General features: G+C 66.2%; 15 protein-coding genes. 10 read left to right on the top strand and 5 right to left on the bottom strand.

Translation table 11 applies throughout. The annotated features are described in order from the left end of the window. The first annotated feature begins 11 nt into the window (after nucleotides 1-11). The 4 genes from ACQR50_RS11420 to ACQR50_RS11405 all read left to right on the top strand — a co-directional run bounded on the left by ACQR50_RS11420 (nucleotide 12) and on the right by ACQR50_RS11405 (nucleotide 3,479). Complete coding sequence (locus ACQR50_RS11420) at nucleotides 12-761, top strand: electron transfer flavoprotein subunit beta/FixA family protein (protein ID WP_428968413.1); 750 nt, start codon at nucleotides 12-14, stop codon at nucleotides 759-761. After that, on the top strand, nucleotides 758-1,687 hold the full coding sequence (locus tag ACQR50_RS11415) for an electron transfer flavoprotein subunit alpha/FixB family protein (protein WP_428968412.1): 930 nt from the start codon (nucleotides 758-760) through the stop codon (nucleotides 1,685-1,687). The genes ACQR50_RS11420 and ACQR50_RS11415 overlap by 4 nt, the downstream gene beginning before the upstream one ends. A 213-nt stretch (nucleotides 1,688-1,900) precedes the next feature. Then, nucleotides 1,901-2,356, top strand: a complete 456-nt coding sequence (locus ACQR50_RS11410; protein WP_428968411.1) for a hypothetical protein — start codon at nucleotides 1,901-1,903, stop codon at nucleotides 2,354-2,356. 73 nt (nucleotides 2,357-2,429) lie between these two features. Further along, a complete protein-coding gene (locus ACQR50_RS11405) occupies nucleotides 2,430-3,479 on the top strand; it encodes a LacI family DNA-binding transcriptional regulator (RefSeq protein ID WP_428968410.1) in 1,050 nt (349 codons plus the stop codon). Between the two features lie 90 nt (nucleotides 3,480-3,569). Here ACQR50_RS11405 and ACQR50_RS11400 read toward each other — a convergent pair whose 3' ends face one another. Then, nucleotides 3,570-4,697, bottom strand: coding sequence for a glycoside hydrolase family 68 protein (locus ACQR50_RS11400; RefSeq protein WP_428968409.1), 1,128 nt, complete (start codon nucleotides 4,695-4,697; stop codon nucleotides 3,570-3,572). Nucleotides 4,698-4,725: 28 nt separating this feature from the next. After that, a complete protein-coding gene (locus tag ACQR50_RS11395; protein WP_428968408.1) occupies nucleotides 4,726-6,093 on the bottom strand; it encodes an MFS transporter in 1,368 nt (455 codons plus the stop codon). A 193-nt stretch (nucleotides 6,094-6,286) separates the two neighbouring features. Between ACQR50_RS11395 and ACQR50_RS11390 the strand changes: the two genes are divergently transcribed. After that, entirely contained in the window at nucleotides 6,287-6,724 is a 438-nt protein-coding gene (locus ACQR50_RS11390) for a hypothetical protein (protein WP_428968407.1), read from the top strand. A 7-nt stretch (nucleotides 6,725-6,731) separates the two neighbouring features. Here the strand turns inward: ACQR50_RS11390 and ACQR50_RS11385 are convergent, their stop codons facing one another. Further along, nucleotides 6,732-9,008, bottom strand: coding sequence for a S9 family peptidase (locus ACQR50_RS11385; RefSeq protein WP_428968406.1), 2,277 nt, complete (start codon nucleotides 9,006-9,008; stop codon nucleotides 6,732-6,734). Between the two features lie 167 nt (nucleotides 9,009-9,175). Between ACQR50_RS11385 and ACQR50_RS11380 the strand changes: the two genes are divergently transcribed. Continuing rightward, nucleotides 9,176-10,537 carry an FAD/NAD(P)-binding protein gene (locus ACQR50_RS11380; RefSeq protein ID WP_428970692.1) on the top strand — a complete coding sequence of 454 codons (1,362 nt, stop codon included), beginning with the start codon at nucleotides 9,176-9,178 and terminating at the stop codon, nucleotides 10,535-10,537. A gap of 105 nt (nucleotides 10,538-10,642) precedes the next feature. On the opposite strand, the gene ACQR50_RS11375 is transcribed toward ACQR50_RS11380, so the two are convergent. Continuing rightward, entirely contained in the window at nucleotides 10,643-12,157 is a 1,515-nt protein-coding gene (locus ACQR50_RS11375; RefSeq protein WP_428968405.1) for a tryptophan halogenase family protein, read from the bottom strand. Nucleotides 12,158-12,351: 194 nt separating this feature from the next. Between ACQR50_RS11375 and ACQR50_RS11370 the strand changes: the two genes are divergently transcribed. Together ACQR50_RS11370 and ACQR50_RS11365 are read left to right on the top strand one after the other, a co-directional pair. Next, the gene (locus ACQR50_RS11370; protein ID WP_428968404.1) at nucleotides 12,352-14,877 is read left to right on the top strand and encodes a TonB-dependent receptor domain-containing protein; all 2,526 of its coding nucleotides are present in this window, start codon (nucleotides 12,352-12,354) and stop codon (nucleotides 14,875-14,877) included. Nucleotides 14,878-14,940: 63 nt separating this feature from the next. Then, complete coding sequence (locus tag ACQR50_RS11365; protein ID WP_219020266.1) at nucleotides 14,941-15,963, top strand: LacI family DNA-binding transcriptional regulator; 1,023 nt, start codon at nucleotides 14,941-14,943, stop codon at nucleotides 15,961-15,963. Between the two features lie 67 nt (nucleotides 15,964-16,030). Here ACQR50_RS11365 and ACQR50_RS11360 read toward each other — a convergent pair whose 3' ends face one another. Further along, nucleotides 16,031-16,456 carry an organic hydroperoxide resistance protein gene (locus ACQR50_RS11360; RefSeq protein ID WP_076716757.1) on the bottom strand — a complete coding sequence of 142 codons (426 nt, stop codon included), beginning with the start codon at nucleotides 16,454-16,456 and terminating at the stop codon, nucleotides 16,031-16,033. 110 nt (nucleotides 16,457-16,566) lie between these two features. Here ACQR50_RS11360 and ACQR50_RS11355 point away from each other — a divergent pair, with 110 nt between their 5' ends. Both ACQR50_RS11355 and ACQR50_RS11350 read left to right on the top strand, forming a co-directional pair. Beyond that, entirely contained in the window at nucleotides 16,567-17,013 is a 447-nt protein-coding gene (locus tag ACQR50_RS11355; RefSeq protein ID WP_428968403.1) for a MarR family winged helix-turn-helix transcriptional regulator, read from the top strand. Then, entirely contained in the window at nucleotides 17,010-17,792 is a 783-nt protein-coding gene (locus ACQR50_RS11350) for a glutathione S-transferase family protein (protein WP_428968402.1), read from the top strand. Before ACQR50_RS11355 ends, ACQR50_RS11350 begins: the two co-directional genes overlap by 4 nt. Nucleotides 17,793-17,805 lie beyond the last annotated feature (13 nt).

Raw genomic sequence — 17,805 nt, 5'->3', positions numbered from 1 at the left:
AGAGAGTGGACATGAAGATCGTCGTGCCCGTGAAGCGGGTGTTGGATTATAACGTGAAGCCGCGCGTGAAGGCGGACGGGACGGGCGTCGATCTGGCGAACGTGAAGATGAGTATGAACCCGTTCGACGAGATCGCGGTGGAAGAGGCGATCCGGCTGAAGGAGAAGGGGGCGGCGACCGAGGTCGTCGTCGTCTCGATCGGCGAGCCCAAGGCGGCGGACACGCTGCGCACCGCGCTCGCCATGGGCGCGGACCGGGCGGTGCTGATCACCGCCGACCAGCCGGTGGAGCCGCTGGGCGTCGCCAAGCTGCTCGCCAAGCTGGTCGAGGAGGAACAGCCCGGCCTCGTGATCCTGGGCAAGCAGGCGATCGACGGCGACAACAACCAGACCGGCCAGATGCTGGCGGGGCTGCTCGGCTGGGCGCAGGGCACGTTCGCCTCGAAGGTCGAGATCGCGGGTGAGACGGCCAACGTCACCCGCGAGGTCGATGGCGGGCTGGAGACGGTGGCGCTGACGTTGCCCGCCATCGTCACCACCGACCTTCGCCTCAACGAGCCGCGCTATGCGTCGCTCCCCAACATCATGAAGGCCAAGTCCAAGCCGATGGCGACCAAGACCGCCGCCGATTACGGCGTCGACGTGTCGCCCCGCCTGACGATCACGCACGTCGCCGAGCCCGGCAAGCGCCAGGCGGGCGTCAAGGTCGGCTCGGTCGACGAACTGGTCGAGAAACTGAAAGCACTGGGAGTGGCCAAGTGAAGACGCTGGTATGGGTCGAGCATGACGGCGGGGCCGTCAAGGATGCCACGCTGGCGACCGTCACGGCGGCGGCCAAGCTGGGCGAGGTGCATCTGATCGTCGCCGGGCAGGGTGTCGACGGCGTGGCGCAGGCCGCCGCCAGGATCGCCGGCGTGGGCAAGGTCCATGTCGCCGACGATGCGGCCTATGCCAATGTGCTGGCCGAGAATGTCGCGCCGCTGATCGCCCAGCTGATGGAAAGCCACGACGCCTTCCTCGCCCCGTCGACGACGACGGGCAAGAATATCGCGCCGCGTGTAGCTGCGCTGATCGACGTGATGCAGATCAGCGACATCCTGTCGGTCGAGGGGCCGGACAGCTTCACCCGTCCGATCTATGCGGGCAACGCGATTGCCACGGTCAAGACCAGCGACACCAAGCTGGTCCTGACCGTCCGCACCACCGCGTTCGAAAAGGCAGCGGCCGAGGGCGGCTCGGGCGAGGTCGAGGCGGTCGCCGCAACGGGCGACGCGGCCAAGTCCCGCTTCGTCGGTGCGGAAAAGGCCGAGAATGCCCGGCCCGAGCTGACCAGCGCCAAGATCATCGTCTCGGGCGGTCGCGCGCTGGGCTCGGAGGAGCAATTCCATGCGCTGATCGACCCGCTCGCCGACAAGCTGGGCGCCGCCGTCGGCGCGAGCCGTGCGGCGGTCGATGCGGGTTATGCCCCCAACGACTATCAGGTCGGCCAGACCGGCAAGATCGTCGCACCGGAAGTCTATGTCGCGGTCGGCATCTCGGGCGCGATCCAGCATCTGGCGGGGATGAAGGACTCCAAGATCATCGTCGCGATCAACAAGGACGAGGATGCGCCGATCTTCCAGGTCGCCGATATCGGTCTGGTCGGCGACCTGTTCACCGTCGTGCCCGAACTGACCGGGAAGGTCTAAAACCTTTTCCTCTGCGCGAACCGACGATCCTCCCCTGCAAGGGGAGGGGGACCATGCGCAGCATGGTGGAGGGGTGTCCCGCTATCGAGAGGGTGACACTCCTCCGTCAGACCTGACGGTCTGCACTTCCCTTGCAAGAGTAGGAATGGTGGGGGATTTAAATCGGGGTTAGGATTCTCGACATAGCATCTCCGCGCTTTCGTGGAGTGCCTTATGAAACCAGCCGAGCCCCTCGCGCTGAACCATAGCTGGCCCTTGTTCGAACGCGGACTGCGTTTCGACCTGGGATGTTTGGATCCACCCGACCTTACACCGGCGGGGACCGATGATGCGTGGCTGACCGCGCATGGCATCGGGCGCTGGTCCTGCGATTTGGCATCCCAAAGCCTGAACTGGTCGACGAATGTCTTTCGCCTCTTCGACTGGCAACCGGATCGCCCCCTGGAGCGGCTTGGCGTCCTGCCGCTTTACCGATCCGAATCCCTGTCGGCGGTCGAGCGGCTACGCGCCTATGCCATCCGCCATCGGCGTGGCTTTACCATCGATGCGGAAATCCGGGCGCCGAGCGGCTCACGCTGGATGCGGATCGTCGGCGCACCGCAATGTCAGGGCAAGCATGTGGTAGCGCTACATGGCCTGAAATTCGACGTGAGTGGCGAATATCGTTGATCTATGTGAGGAAAAGCCTGCAAATTCCGTTGCCTGCTTGTTAGCGCCACGAAGCTTTGGCTACCATTCGCATATGACAGACAATATCACGGGAGGGGGCGGTCGCCGGGTGCGGACGATCGCGGATCTGGCGGAAATGGCGGGTGTGTCGCCCGGCACCGTCTCGCGCGCGCTGGCGGGCAAGTCGCTGGTCAATGCCGAGACGCGGACGCGGATCCAGGCGCTCGCCGATCTGCACGGCTTTCGCCCCAATCAGATGGCCAGCCGCCTGCGGACCCGCCGCACCGGCGTGATCGGCATCGTCGTCCCGCTGGGCCATGACCGGCGCCAGCATCTGTCCGACCCGTTCTTCATGACCATGCTCGGCCATCTGGCCGATGCGCTGACGGAGAACGGCTATGACGTGATGCTGTCGCGCGTCATCCCGGACGCACCCGACTGGCTGGACCGCGTGGTCGATAGCGGCATGGTCGACGGCGTGCTGCTGATCGGCCAGTCGAACCAGTATGACGCGATCGAGCGCGTCGCCAGCCGCTATCGTCCGCTCGTCGCCTGGGGCGTCAACCTGCCGGATCAGGTCCATGCGGCGGTCGGCACCGACAATGCCAAGGGCGGCTATCTGGCAGGCCAGCGACTGATCCAACGGGGCGCGCGTCGTATCGCCTTTCTGGGCGATATCAGCGCCCCCGAAATCCGCCAGCGCCATGACGGCCTGGCACGCGCCATGGCCGAGGCCGGGCTGGACGGCGGTCCGGTCCAGCTTGCCACCCATCTCGCCTCCGATGTGATGGAACAGGAGATCGGCGCCCATATCGACGCGCTGCTGGAGCAGGGCGGGGGGACCGTCGCGATCGACGGCATCGTCGCGGCGTCGGACATGATCGCGATGACCGCGGTGCGGGTGCTCGCCGACCGCGCGATCGCGGTGCCCGAGACGCTGCCCGTCATCGGCTATGACGACCTGCCGCTCGCCGCCCAGGCGGTGCCGCGCATCACCACCATTCGCCAGGACATTGCGGCAGGCGCCAAGGCGATGGTCGACGCGCTGTTCGCCCGGATCGGCGGGGGCGAGGCGGGATCGGTGGTTCTGGACCCCGAACTGGTGTTGCGCGAAACAGCCTGAGGAGTTTCCCGGCCTGAAAGGGAGGGGCGGTTGCGAGGGCAAGAACCCTCGCAACCGCCCCTCCATCAGGCCTGCGGCCTGCCGAATAGCTCAGGCGATCGTCACCCGGTCGCCATCGAATGCCAGTCGGAACCAGGGGGCGGCCGTCCCGCCGAACCGCTCCCGTCGAAGCGCGACGTCTTCGCTCGCGTCGCGGCCCTCCATGCCCCAATAATCGACGAAACTGGTGACATCGCCTTCGCCCGTGACCCACCAGCAATAGGCCTGGGTCGGCTCTTCCACCGGATTGCCCGCGACCAGCCCGGTGCCGTTGACCGGCCGCCAAGGCCCCGCAACGCTGTCCGCGACCATCGCATAGAGCCCGGTCGGCGCGCCGAGGCCGGAGGCGAAGCGCTTCCCCTGGGTCGACCAGAAGCAGTAATACAGGCCATTGCGGACGACGATGTGCGGCCGCTCCAACTCGGCATTGACGCCGAGCGATTCGATCAGCGGCGGCTGGATCGTCCAGCGCTCGCCCTCACGCCTGGCGACGCCGACCACGCCGTCGATATCCTGCTTCACCCAGCCCGCAGAGCCGACGAACAGCAGATACTCCGCGCCGTCCGCCGGATCGCGGAAATAGCCGGGATCGCGAAAGCCCTTGATGCCGCCATTTTCCGGCTCGGCCTGGTTGGCGACGATGTAATGATGGCCATCCGCCGCGACGCTCTCGACCGGCTCGCTCCAGCCTTCGGTGCGGGCATCGTCGCCCTCGACGATGAAGCGGCCTTCCGTCTCGAACAGCCGCTGCTCGAAGGTGCGGGGTTGGCCGCGCCGTCCCGAGGCGGTGAAATACATGGTCAGCGTCGTGTCGTCCTCGCCCAGCACCGCAGAGCCCGACCATTCGCGGCTGCCCGGCGTGAAGCCGTCGGCAAAGGTCACGCCATGATCGCGCCAGCCGTCCGCGCCATAGCTGGTCAGGCGGATGCGTGCTTCGTCATGGCGCATCTCGGGGTCCGACAAACGCGGCGTCGCCAGGAAGAACCACCAGCTGCGCCCCCCGAAAAAGGCGGTGCGGCCATCGGCATAGGCGATCTGCCACATGTCCCAGAAATCATGGTCGGGCAGGATCGGCACGACATCGGCGGCGGTGAAGACCGGCAGGCGCGCATCGGCCTGTGCCGGGATGCCGGCCAGTGCGTCAGCCGACCAGTGGGTAGGAGCGGGGGTGTCGGTCATGATACCTCAGGGAAGATCGTAACGGGGATCAGGCTTGCGGGGCGGCGCCGAGCGGCAGCCCCTGCGCATTGCGGGCGCGCACCGTGTAGACGGAGACGGCGGCCAGCAGCATCAGCACGCCGCACAGCGTCAGCACGTTACGCGGATCGCCGCCCAGCCAGCTTTGATAGAAGAGCGGCAGCGTCACGCCGAAGATCAGCATCGGGATGACGATCATCATATTGAAGATGCCCATATAGACGCCGGTCCGCTCGGGCGGGATCGAGCCTGCCAGGATGACATAGGGATTGCCCATCATGCTGGCCCAGCCCAGGCCGATGCCGATGGCGGGCAGGAACAGCATCGCCTTGCTGGTCATGTGCGGCATTACCATCATGCCGATGCCGGTGATGACGAGACAGGCGGCATGGAGCGGCGCGGCGCCGATCCGCCTGGCGAGCGGCACCATCGCAAAGGCCGCGACGAAGGCGACGCCGTTATAGAAGGCGGCCACCTCCCCATTGGTCAGCACCGCGGCATGGAAGCCCGACGAGGTCGCGTCCGCCGTGCCATAGACCGAACGGCCGATCGCGTAGATGACGTAATTCCAATAGGCCATCATGGCATACCATTGGAACAGGCTCATCAGCGCCAGCTTGCGCATCGGCAGCGGCATGTCGCGGATCGCCTCGGCGATTTCCTTCAGCGTGGCCCCGATGCCCTTGGGCGCAGCGGCGATGCGCGCGCGCTCCTCGGGCGCCAGCGGCAGCTCGGGCACCCGCTTGATCGACCAGACGATGGTGACGAAGGACAGGACCGCGCCGATCATGAAGACGATGCGCGCCGTATAGGGAATGTTGTGCCCGTCCACCCAATCCGGGTTCATGCCCGCCCAGACCAGGATCGAGGGCGTGAGGAAGGCGAGCATCTGCGCCAGCCCGGTAAAGGCGCTCTGCGTCAGGAAGCCGATATTATGCTGCGACCCGTCCAGCCGGTCGGAGACATAGGCACGGTACGGCTCCATGGTGATGTTGTTGCCCGCATCCAGGATCCAGAGCAGCGACACCGCCATCAGCAGCGACGAGCTGAGCGGCATGAAGAACAGGCCGAAGGCGCACAGCACCGCGCCGATCAGGAAATAGGGCGTCCGCCGCCCCCAGCGGCTGTCGGTCCGATCGCTCATCGCGCCGATCAGCGGCTGGATCAGCAGGCCCGTCATCGGCCCAGCCATCTGCAACAGCGGAATCTGCGTCTCGGATGCGCCCAGATAGCTGTAGATCGGCGCCATGTTGCCCTGCTGCAATCCAAAGCTGAATTGCAGCCCCAGGAAACCCAGATTCATCTCCAGAATCCGGGTCAGCGAGAGGTGGGGCTTCAGCGGCACTCCGGTTCCGGCAGTGGGGGTGGACGGGGTCATGCGGGTCCTCTCGCACGCGGGGGTGGGCCTGTAGTCTATCGCTGGCTTGCCGCGTCGGGGCCATCATGCCGTGGTGGATCATAGATTGCAACAAACGATTGCATAGTGAGTTCGCGATGATCGCTTGCCCTGCTTGATGCTTTGCCGGATCATGCTTCCAAGAGGGAGCAAGCGTTTGATGGCTTTAGGGATATTGGCGCTGATGATCGCATCGACGGGCCATGGCGCCGCCCCGTTGCGGGTGATTTGCGAACTCGGTCGGGTGGTCGTTGCGGATATGCCGCCTCCCTCCGATCCCGGCATCTATTTCATCGAGACCAATCCGGCACAGGATGGGCTGATGAAGATGTGTCCACATTTGGCGCATAAGCTGCCAGCGGGATATGCGGCGGCCGATGACGATGCGCGATCACGGGCGGCCGAACATGTGCCGACGCCGGGGCCACAGCGCCCGCCGGCCGTCATCGCCACGATCGGCGTGCCAGTGATCGCCGCCGATGGTCGGTCCGCGACAGTTAGGGTCACGACCGAATGCTCCGGCATGTGTGGCAGTGGCATGCTCTATCGCTATGTGCGGACCGCCAAAGGATGGCGCCGCAACGACAAGCCGTCGCCGATGTGGGTTTCCTGACCCCCGCTCACCGCCCGCCGGGCGGCAGGTTCGTCTCAAGGTAACGGGTCATCAGCGAATAGAGGTGGATGCTGGTATTCTCGCCCTCATAGATGCCGTGGCTGCGGTCGGGATAGGCCATCATCGTGAAAGGCTTGTTGAAGTGGATCAGGCGATCCACCAGCTGATCCTGGTTCTGGTAATGGACATTGTCGTCCAGCGTGCCGTGGATCAGCAGCAGATTGCCCTTCAGCCGGTCGGCGAAATTGATCGGTGAGCCGTTCCTGTATCCTTCCGCATTGTCCTGCGGCAGGCCCATGTAGCGCTCCTGATAGATGGTGTCGTAGAGCTTCATGTCGGTCGGCCCCGCCACCGCGATGCCGGTCTTGTAGAGGTCCGGGTAGCGGAACAGCGCGTTCTGGGTCATCGCGCCGCCGCCGCTCCAGCCCCAGATGCCGATCCGGGCGGGATCGATATAGGGCCGCGTGCTCAGCATCTTGCGCACGCCCGCCGCATAGTCGGCGGAGGCCAGGATGCCGACCTGGCGATAGATGCTCTTGCGCCAGTCATGCCCTCGCGGAGTGGCGGTGCCGCGCGGGTCGAGGCTGGCGACCAGATAGCCCTTTTGTGCCAGCATCCGGTGCCACAGTCCCTGCGCCCCGGCCCAGCGATCCGCGACCGTCTGGCCCCAGGGTTCGCCATAGACGAAATAGAGGATCGGATAGCGCTTGGCCGGATCGAAGCCCGGCGGCTTGATCAGCCAGCCGTCGAGCTGCGTGCCGCCGCCGATATCGACGCGGAAGAACTCGGTGGCGGGCAGGCCGGTGTTCCCGATGACCTGGGCCAGCGGCGCATTGGCGGCCAGGGTGCGAAGAGGCTGCCGGCGGGTCATGTCAAGCATGTCGGTCACCGGCGGCGCGTCGAAGCGCGAGACCGTGTGCAGCGCCCAATGCTCGCCCGGCGCGATGTCGTAGCTGTGCGTGCCGGGCTGGTTCGCAGGCGTCAGCCGCTCGACCTTGGGCGCGCCCGACAGGGTGGTACGATAGAGGTAACGCTGGGTCGGGTTGTCGGGCGAGGCGATGAACCAGGCATAGCCCGCCTTCTCATCGACGTTCAGCAACTCGACCACGTCGAACTTGCCCGGCGTGCGCAAGCTCGCGCGGCCGCTCGCGCGGTCGACGGTGTAGAGGTGGCGCCAGCCGTCGCGCTCCGACAGCCAGGTGAAGCTGCGCCCGCCGTTCAGCCATTCGGGGGCGACATTGGCCTCGACCCAGGCGGCGTCCTTTTCGACCATGATCGGCTTGACCGCGCCGGTCGCGGGATCGCCGAGCAGGACGTTGTAGCTATTCTGGAGGCGGTTGGACTGCTGGATGAACAGCGCGTCCGATCCGCCCGCCCAGCTGATCTGCGGCACGTAATTCTGGCGCGGATCGCCCGTCAGCTTGAACCAGCGGGTGGCGCCATCGGCCACATCGATCACGCCGGTCGTGACCGCCGAATTGGTCGTCCCCGCCTTGGGATATTGCAGCGGGATCACCTGCGAATATTGGCCGCCGGTGTTCTTCACCATATCGAAGGTGCCGACGCCCTTCGTATCGAAGCGCAGAAAGGCGATGCGGCGAGAATCCGGGCTCCACTCGAACGCGCGGTGGACCGAGAATTCCTCCTCATACACCCAGTCGGCCAGGCCGTTGACGACATAATCGTCGCCGTCCCTGGTCAACGCGGTGGCCGCGCCGCCCTCGATCGGTTCGACATAAATATTGTTGCCCCGGACATAGGCGATGCGGCGGCTGTCCGGCGAGACGGTCGCATAGAGCAGGGTCGAGGGCGCGGCATCGCCGCCGATCTTGTGCAGCCGCTTGGCGGTCGTATCGTACAGCCAATAGTCCGACAGCGCATTGGTCCGGCGGAAGCGCTTGCCGTTGGTCTGGATCAGCAGCCAGCGCTGGTCGGGCGACCATTCATAGCCGTCGATGCCCAGCGGCGCGCTGGCCCCCTGCGGGACCAGATCGGCGGCGGCGACGACGACCTGCCGCTGACCGTCGGCGATCGCATAGCGGACGATATCCTGTCCGCCCTTGGGCGCGTCCTCGAGCGCGAGATAGCTCTCGCCGTCCTTGCCCCAGCGGCTGGCGCGAACGGACTGGGTGCGCACCGCCCCCGGGCCGAAAATCCCCTCGACCGACAAGGCACCGGAGGGCGCGGCGGCAGGCGTCGTGGACGAGGCGTCGGACGGCGGCACGGGCACGGGCGTCTGGGCCAAAAGCGGGGCCGCCAAAGCGACCGACGACAGCGAAACCAAAAGTCCGGACATCCGCCAGCACGACCGCATCGACCCACCCACTCCTCGATCAGAAGTATCGGAGCCTAACGGCTGCTTCTAAAATCGTATACTGAAATCTGCGTGAAGATCGGCCGCGATGGGATTAGGGCATCAGCGGTGGCGATCACGAAGGGACGGCTCGGTTGATGGATGCAGGAATCGAGCATGTCGCGATCATCGGCGGCGGCTTTGCGGGCACGTTGCTGGCCATCAATCTGGTGCGCCATGGCGGCCCGCGCGCGACGCTGATCGAGCGGCGTGCCAATCAGCTGGCGCGCGGCGTCGCCTATAGCGCGGCGCATGCCGAACATCTGCTGAACGTGCGCGCGGGCAATATGAGCGCGCTGCGTGACGATCCCGATCATTTCGTCCGCTGGCTGGTCGCGCGCGGGACGGGGGATGCCAAGACCTTCGTGCCCCGCCGCGTCTATGGCGATTATCTGCGTGACCTGTTGATGGAGACGATCGCGGCGGACCCGGCGCGGCTGACCCTGGCGAGCGGCGAAGTGGTGGCGTTGGAGCAGGCCGGGCAGGGCTATCGCCTCGAAATGGCGGAGGGCGCCGGGCTGACGGCGGATGCGGTGGTGCTGGCGCTGGGCAACCTGCCGCCGCACACGCCGCCGGGGATCGATCCGACGGTACTGGCGGACGGATGCTATCGCGAAGACCCTTGGGCGGGCGATATCGCCGAGGGGCTGGGCGAGGATGACCGGGTGCTGCTCGTCGGCAGCGGACTGACCGCGATCGATGCGGCGTTGCTGCTGGACGCCAGCGGGTTCGGCGGGCGGACCATCGCCATGTCGCGTCGGGGACTGGCCCCGCGCCGCCATGCCGAGACGCCGCCGGTCGCTCCTCTGCGCGAACGCCCCGCCGCCAGCCTGTCCGCGCTGGTGCGGCATGTGCGTTGCGCGGCGGAGGAGCAGGGCTGGCGCGGGGCGGTCGACGCATTGCGGCCCGTCACCCAGATGATGTGGGGCGGGGCGGATGGTGCGACCCGGGGTCGCTTCCTGCGGCATTTGCGACCCTATTGGGACGTGCATCGCCATCGCCTGGCGCCATCGGTCGCCGATCGGGTGGAGGCGCTGATCGAAGCGGGTCGCTTGTCGGTCGCGGGCGGCAAGCTGGTGCGGGTCGAGCCCGATGGCGAAGGCGCGATCGTGCACTGGCGTCCGCGCGGGACGGAGGGTGTGGAGGCGCTGCGGGTGGCGCGGATCGTCAACTGCACTGGGCCGCAGGGCGATCTGCTGCGGTCACGCGAGCCGCTGATCCGGCAGTTGCTGGGGGCCGGGATGATCCGCCCGGACGCGCTTCGCATCGGGCTGGAGGTCGATGCGCAGAGCCATGTCGTGGCGGCGGACGGCGATGCGGCCGAGCGGCTCTACTGCATCGGTCCGATGACGCGCGGCGGGCTGTGGGAGGTCGTGGCGGTGCCGGACCTGCGCCAGCAGAACTGGGAACTCGCGCGGCGGCTGGCGCATGCGCAATGGGTCGGCGGCGAGGGGCTGTAACCGACCCTCACCCTTCCGGTGCTTCGCGCCTCCCTCCCTCTCCCGATGGGAGAGGGAAGGGGCCCGCCCGCGTTGGCGGGTGGGAAGGGTGAGGGTGGATGCGGCTTAGATAGTCGCCCCGATCTTCGTCAGCCATTGCGCATGGGTCGGCATGGAGTCCGCCATCTGCCCTATCGCGCCTGCCAGTTTCGCCACGAACCCGCGGCTCTGCGCGGGGTCGCCATAAGCCAGTAGCGGGTCGAGCCCCTCGGGCATGTTGAACTGCCCGATATGCACCGCTGCCCAACTCGCGGGGCCGAACAGGTCCATGTCGCGCGCGACCAGCCTTCCGCTCTCGCGGAAATGCGCGATCTTCATTGCCAGCGTGTCGGGGATCGGCATGGCCGCGCATTCGCGCCACAGCGGGGCATCGGTCCGCTCGGTCAGCTTATAGTGCAGGTTCAGGAAGTCGCGGATGCGCTCATATTCGGTGATCGCGACGCGGTTATACTCCTCGATCGCTGCGGGGGCGAAGGCTTGCGTGGGGAAGTATGCGAGCAGTTTGGCGATGCCCGCCTGAATCAGGTGGATGCTGGTCGACTCCAGCGGCTCCATGAAGCCGCTCGACAGGCCGATGGCGACGACGTTGCGGTTCCACATGAGCTTACGCCGCCCGGTGGTGAAGCGCAGGAAACGCGGGTCGCCCAGCGCCGCACCGTCGAGGTTCGCCATCAGCGTCGCAGCGGCCTGGTCGTCCGAAATATGGCGGCTGCAATAGACATAGCCGTTGCCCGTCCGATGCTGGAGCGGGATGCGCCATTGCCATCCGGCCTCACGCGCGGTCGAGCGGGTATAGGGCGTCAGCCCGTCGCCGCCGGTTTCGCACGGCACCGCCACCGCGCGGTCACAGGGCAGCCAGTGCGTCCAGTCCTCATAGCCGGTGCCCAGCGCCTCTTCGATCAGCAGCCCCCGAAAGCCCGAGCAATCGACGAACAGATCGCCCGTCAGCACCCGTCCGTCGCCGAGCGTGACCGAGGCGACATGGCCGCGCGTCGCCTCCAGCGCATGGCCCGCGATCTTCCCTTCGACCCGCACCACGCCGCGCGCCTCGGCATAGCGGCGCAGGAACTGCGCATAGAGCCCGGCATCGAAATGATAGGCATAGTCGAAGGTCGAGGCGACGCTGCGCGGATCGGCCATCGGCGCGGCGAAGCGTCCGCGCTGGCCCGCCCCCCAGGCCATGGACAGGTCGTCGAAGGCGATGCCGCTGCCCGGTCCGCCCGCCGCCAGCCAATGCTGATGCACCGCCACCAGATCGAAGGATTTGCCGTGCGTGCCGAAGGGGTGGAAATAGCGATGGCCCGCGCGTCCCCAACCGACGAATTCGATGCCCAGCTTGAAGCTGCCCCTGGTCTCGCGCAGGAATTGGGCTTCGTCGATGCCCAGCGTCTGGTTGAACAGGCGGATCGGCGGGATGGTCGCCTCGCCGACGCCGACCGTGCCGATGGCGTCCGACTCGACCAGCGTGATCGACAGGCCGCGTGGGCTAGCATGCGCCAGTGCCGCCGCCGTCATCCAGCCCGCCGTGCCGCCGCCGACGATCACCACCGATCGGATCGCATCGGGGGAAGGGGTCGTCATCGCCATCTCTCCTTCGGGCACTCGCGGCCCTTCGCACTCTTAGCCGGTCGATGGGACGCGCGCCGCTGTGCTTTCTCGATCACAGATAGGTAAATTTCTTTGCAATGGTTTGCAATGATCCGTTGCAAACGATTGCGCGTGTGTTATCCAAAATGCACGACATCCCGGACAGCGGGGCGAATCAGGAGAGGGTTATGACGACGAGCGTTCTGCGGTCCTGCGGATCGATGGCAGCCTTGGCGATGGCGCTGGTGAGTGCACCGGCCCTTGCGCAGACGGCCCAGGCCCCGACCCCGGCGACCCAGGAGGGGGCCACCCCCGATGCCGGCGCGTCCAGCGAAGACATCGTCGTCACCGCGACCAGCGGCGAGCGGTCGCGTTTCCGCAGCTCGATCTCGGTGTCGCAGGTCAGTCAGGAGGCGATCCAGAACTTCACTCCGCGTTCGACCGCCGAAATCCTGCGCAACATCCCCGGCCTTCAGCCCAGCGACACGGCGGGCCCGGGCGGCAACGCCAATATCGGCGTGCGCGGCATTCCGGTGTCGACCGGCGGTTCGGAATATGTCTCGCTACAGGAAGACGGTCTGCCCGACGTCCTGTTCGGCGACATCAACTTCGGCAACAACGACTATTGGCTGCGCTTCGACCAGAACATCAAGACGGTCGAGGCGGTGCGCGGCGGTTCGGCCTCGACCTTCGCCAGCCAGGCGCCGGGCGCCGTCATCAACTTCATCAGCAAGACCGGTGACGTGCAAGGCGGCCAGATCGCCTATTCCAACGGCCTGGGCTTCCGCGAGCACCGTGTCGATTTCGACTATGGCGGCCCGATCGACGAGACGACGCGTTTCCATGTCGGCGGTTATGCGCGCAACGGCGGCGGCTACACCAACGAGAATTTCAACATCCTGCGCGGCTATCAGATCAAGGCGAACATCACCAAAGATCTGCCCGACAATCGCGGCTTCATCCGCCTGTACTTCAAGCGGCTGGACGAGCAGGCCCCGACCAACACCACCACGCCGACGCTGGCAACGCTGGACGGCGACCGGGTGACGGGCTTCACGCCGCTGCCCAATTTCGACGGGCGGTCCGGGTCGGCCTATACGATCTACAACCGCAACTTCCAGTATCTGGACTATGACAATGGCGGCGTGAAATCGGCCGAGGTGCAGGGCATCCATCCGCGCGTCACCGGCATCAGCGGTCAGGTGCATTACGACATCACCGACAATATCTCGCTGGACGACACGATCCGTTACCAGTGGATCAGCGGCAACTTCACGACCCAGTTCATCAACGTCCAGACGCGGACGGGCACCGGCGGCCTGATCGGGTCGACGGTGAACGGCCAGACGGTGGGCTCGATCCGCTATGCCGCGGGGCCGAATACAGGGCAGTTGTTCACGGGCGCCTATGTGAACAACAATCCCAACATCAACGTGTTCATGAAGAACATGGACAATTTCGCCAACAACCTGACGCTGAACGGCAAGTTCGACGTCGGGCCGGGCAAGGCGCGGCTGACCGCCGGTCTGTTCGTGATGCGGCAGAACATCGTCCAGGATTGGCACGTCAACCGCCAGTATAGCGAGCTGAACGGCGAGAATGCCGCGCCGCTCGACCTGTTCTCGACCACCGGCACGCAGCTGACGGCGGCGGGCCAGGCCGGGTTCAACGACAATTGGGGCAGCTGCTGCGCCCGCCGGGTCGACCTGACCTATACCGACGTCGCGCCCTTCCTGCAGGCCGGTTACGAGGTCGGCGGGCTGAATCTCGACGCCTCGATCCGCTATGACAGCGTGCATGGCGAGGGCACCGCGCAAGGTGGCGTCGCGGGCCCGACGACCCGCGTAACCGACGCGCTGGGTTCGGCGCTGATCCCGTCGCTGGTGCTCAGCCCGAACGTGGAGAAGATCAACTATACCGATGGCTATGTCAGCTGGTCGGTCGGCGCGCTCTATGCCTTCGACAGCAAGACCAGCGTCTTTGCCCGCGCCAGCCGTGGCGGCCGCTTCAACGCCGACCGTCGTGTCCTGTCGGGCAACTTCAACGCGGACGGTTCGCTGAATGCGCAGGGGCAGGCGACCTCGGTCAACTTCCTCAACCAGCAGGAAATCGGCGTGAAGCAGCGCGGCGGCCTGTTCGGCGCCTCCTACTCGGTCGAAGTCACCGGCTTCCACTCGACCCTGACCGAAAACAACTACGACTTCACCCGGATCAACAATCCGGCGCCGAACAACAACCCGAACATCTCGAACGGCTATCGTTCCTACGGTATCGAGTTCACCAGCCGCGTCACCTATGGCGACTTCCATCTGGCGGTCGACGCGACCTATGCGAATTCGAAGATCACCAGCAGTGCGACGCCCGGCCTGGTCGGCAAGAAGCCCGGCGGTCTGCCCGACTTCCTGTTCGTGGTGTCGCCGTCCTATGACGCCGGTCCGGTCGCGTTCGGCGTCAGCATGAACGGCCAGACCAGCACCAAGTCGGACGACTTCAACCTCTATACGATCAAGGGGTCGACCTTCTTCAACGGCTTCATCACCATCCGGCCGATGGACAAGCTGGAACTGGGCCTGAACGCCAACAACATCTTCGACAAGCTCGGCTTCCGTGGCGGCGGCGGCATCTTCCCGGTCCTGTCCTCGACGCAAGGGGTGTTCAACAACACCGCGCTCTATGGGCGCACGGTGACGGCCTCGGTCCGCTACCGCTTCTGATCCACTCCCCTTGGGGCGGGTGCCACTTGGCATCCGCCTCATTTTTGTTTCAGGAGGCTGGCCATGACCGATGCGTCCCCACCCGCCCGCACCCTGAAGGACATTGCCCGGCTGGCGGGCGTGTCGCCCGGCACCGTCAGCCGCGCGCTGGCAGGCAAGAGCGTGGTCAATGCCGAGACGCGGGCAAGGATCGAGGCGCTGGCCGCCGAACATAATTTCCAGATCAACCAGATGGCCCGCCGCCTGCGCGCGCAGCGGACCGGCGTGATCGGCGTCGCCATTCCGCTGGGCCATGAGCGGCGGCAGCGATTGTCCGATCCCTTCTTCATGACGCTGCTCGGTCATCTCGCCGACGAACTGGCGTCGCGCGATCACGACGTGATGCTGTCGCGGATCATACCCGATGACGATGACTGGCTGTCGCGGATCACCCGTTCGGGGATGGTCGACGGCGTGCTGCTGATCGGTCAGTCCGACCAGCTTTCGGTGATCGAGGCGGTGGCCGAAACCTATCGGCCGCTCGTCGTCTGGGGCAGCACCATGCCGGGACAGCGTCACTGCGCGGTCGGCGTCGACAATCGGCTGGGCGGGCGGCTGGCGGGCGAGCATCTGATCGCGACGGGGCGCCGCCACATCGCCTTCATGGGCGAGGTTCGCACGCTGGAACTGGCGCAGCGCCATGCGGGGCTGTGCGACGCGATGGCCGATGCCGGACTGAAGCCACCGCAGCAATTGGACGTGGCGCTCGCGCCCGAACTGATGCCCGACCAGATCGAGGACAATCTGGCACGGATGACGCGGGAAGGGCAGGGGATCGACGGCATCGTCGCCGCGTCCGACATGATCGCGCTGGCGACGATGGCGGCCCTGGTCGCCGGGGGGCGATCGGTGCCGGGCGATGTCGCGGTCACGGGCTTTGACGACCTGCCGCTGGCGGAACGCGCCATCCCCCGGCTGACCACGATCCGACAGGATCTGGAGGCGGGGGCCAAGGCGATGGTCGCGGCGCTGTTCACGCGGCTGGACGGAACCGCTGCGCCGGGCCTGGAGATGCCGCCACGCCTGATCGTGCGCGACTCCGCCTGACAAAAAAGCGGCGCGGTCTTCAGGGAGATCAGACCGCGCCGGGAAGGTTCAGGGAGTATGGAAGATGTCAGGCCAGCGTCAGGCCGACATCCACATTGCCGCGCGTGGCGTTCGAATAGGGGCAGATCTGATGCGCGGCTTCGACCAGCTTCTCGGCCTCGGCGCGATCGATACCCGGCAGTTCGACGGTCAGGTCGGCGGTGATACCGAACCCGCCCGCCGCGCGCGGACCGATGCCGACCTTGGCCGACACGGCGACGTCATCGGGAATCTTCACCTTCAGCTGCTGGCCCGCCACCTTGAGCGCGCCGATGAAGCAGGCCGAATAGCCCGCCGCGAACAGCTGCTCCGGGTTGGTGCCGTCGCCGCCGGCGCCGCCCAGTTCCTTGGGCGTCGACAGCTTGACGTCGAGCGTGCCGTCCGGCGTGCTCGCCTGGCCGTCACGGCCACCCGTGGCACGCGCCTGAGTCTGGTACTTCACATCGATCGTCATGATAGTGTCTCCGATAATTCTTATCGCGATACATATATGGGAGGATGGAACGGACTTGTCCAGCGCTTCTTTTATCGTGATATACATTTCACTCTAAAGGGAGATGGCAAATGTCGGCCCCATGGCCGCTCGACGAACAGCTGTGTTTTGCGGTCTATGCCGCCAACATGGCGATCCAGCGCAGCTACAAGCCGATGCTCGACCAGCTCGGCCTGACCTATCCGCAATATCTGGCGCTGCACGTCCTGTGGGAGGAGGACGGGCGCACGATCGGTGCGATCGCGCATCGCCTGTCGCTGGAGTCCAGCACGGTCACGCCGCTGGTCAAGCGGCTGGAGGCCGCCGGGCTGCTGGTGCGCGAACGCGATCCGCAGGACGAGCGGCAGGTGCGGGTCAGCCTGACCTCCGCCGGGCGCGAGATGCGCGATCGATGCGGCTGCCTGGGCGAGGAACTGATCGCCCGGTCGGGGATGGAGGTCGATGACCTCAAGGCCCTGAAGGCCGAGGTGCACGCCCTGCGCCTGGCGCTCGAACGGCGGGACGGCGTGGCGGCGTGATCCTCTACGATCATCCGCTGTCCTCCTATGGGCAGAAGGTGAAGATCGCGCTGCGCGAAAAGGGCATCGCCTTTACCCGCATGCTGCCGGATGATTTCGGAACGGGGCGGCAGGATACCGCCTTCGCCGCCGCCAATCCCCGGACCGAAGTGCCGGTGCTGATCGTCGAGGGCGGCCAGTCGATCTTCGAATCGACGATCATCCTCGACTATCTCGACGAACGCTGGCCCGAAACGCCGCTGATGCCGCGCGACCCTCTCGTCCGCGCCCGCCAGCGCGAGATCGAAGAGATTGCGGACAGCCAATATGAGGCGGTGAACTGGGGCTATGGCGAGATCCTGTGGTTCCGCCGGGCCGAGGGGGCGCTGGCGGACGATATGCGCCATGTCGCAGCGACCGACACGCGGGTGCTTCAGGCGTGGCTGACGAAGCGATTGGGCGACGCGCCGTGGTTCGGCGGCGAGACGTTCGGGCGAGCCGATGCGGCGGTGGCGCCGATGGTCAACCGGTCGGTCCATTACGGGCTCGGACCGGTGGCGGGATCACCGCTGGCGCAGTGGCATGAACGGGTTTCGGCACGGCCCGCGGTTGCCCAGACCTTTGCCGAGTTCGATGCGGCGGCGGCGCATATGGCACAGGCGGCCGACCATTATCGCAGCGGCGGACGACGGCGCGAATATCGCGACCATCGTCTCGAATGGATGATCCGCTCCGGCGGGATGCCGGTGGTCTTGGATGGTTTGCGGGAGGATAATATCCGGTTTTCGTGGCCGGGGTGAGGTCGGGGCATGG

Origin of the sequence: Sphingomonas sp. Xoc002 (genome assembly GCF_050408055.1) — a bacterium.
GTDB lineage: Bacteria > Pseudomonadota > Alphaproteobacteria > Sphingomonadales > Sphingomonadaceae > Sphingomonas > Sphingomonas yabuuchiae.
The sequence above is the reverse complement of the archived record's forward strand: the minus strand, read 5'-3'. Positions and strand labels throughout refer to the sequence as shown.

Bases quoted from the DNA above. Each gene is read 5' to 3' on its own strand.
- ACQR50_RS11420 (WP_428968413.1), top strand. From the start codon at position 12: ATGAAGATCGTCGTGCCCGTGAAGCGGGTGTTGGATTATAACGTGAAG.
- ACQR50_RS11410 (WP_428968411.1), top strand. From the start codon at position 1,901: ATGAAACCAGCCGAGCCCCTCGCGCTGAACCATAGCTGGCCCTTGTTC.
- ACQR50_RS11405 (WP_428968410.1), top strand. From the start codon at position 2,430: ATGACAGACAATATCACGGGAGGGGGCGGTCGCCGGGTGCGGACGATC.
- ACQR50_RS11400 (WP_428968409.1), bottom strand. From the start codon at position 4,697: ATGACCGACACCCCCGCTCCTACCCACTGGTCGGCTGACGCACTGGCC.
- ACQR50_RS11395 (WP_428968408.1), bottom strand. From the start codon at position 6,093: ATGACCCCGTCCACCCCCACTGCCGGAACCGGAGTGCCGCTGAAGCCC.
- ACQR50_RS11380 (WP_428970692.1), top strand. From the start codon at position 9,176: ATGGATGCAGGAATCGAGCATGTCGCGATCATCGGCGGCGGCTTTGCG.
- ACQR50_RS11375 (WP_428968405.1), bottom strand. From the start codon at position 12,157: ATGACGACCCCTTCCCCCGATGCGATCCGATCGGTGGTGATCGTCGGC.
- ACQR50_RS11370 (WP_428968404.1), top strand. From the start codon at position 12,352: ATGACGACGAGCGTTCTGCGGTCCTGCGGATCGATGGCAGCCTTGGCG.
- ACQR50_RS11365 (WP_219020266.1), top strand. From the start codon at position 14,941: ATGACCGATGCGTCCCCACCCGCCCGCACCCTGAAGGACATTGCCCGG.
- ACQR50_RS11360 (WP_076716757.1), bottom strand. From the start codon at position 16,456: ATGACGATCGATGTGAAGTACCAGACTCAGGCGCGTGCCACGGGTGGC.
- ACQR50_RS11355 (WP_428968403.1), top strand. From the start codon at position 16,567: ATGTCGGCCCCATGGCCGCTCGACGAACAGCTGTGTTTTGCGGTCTAT.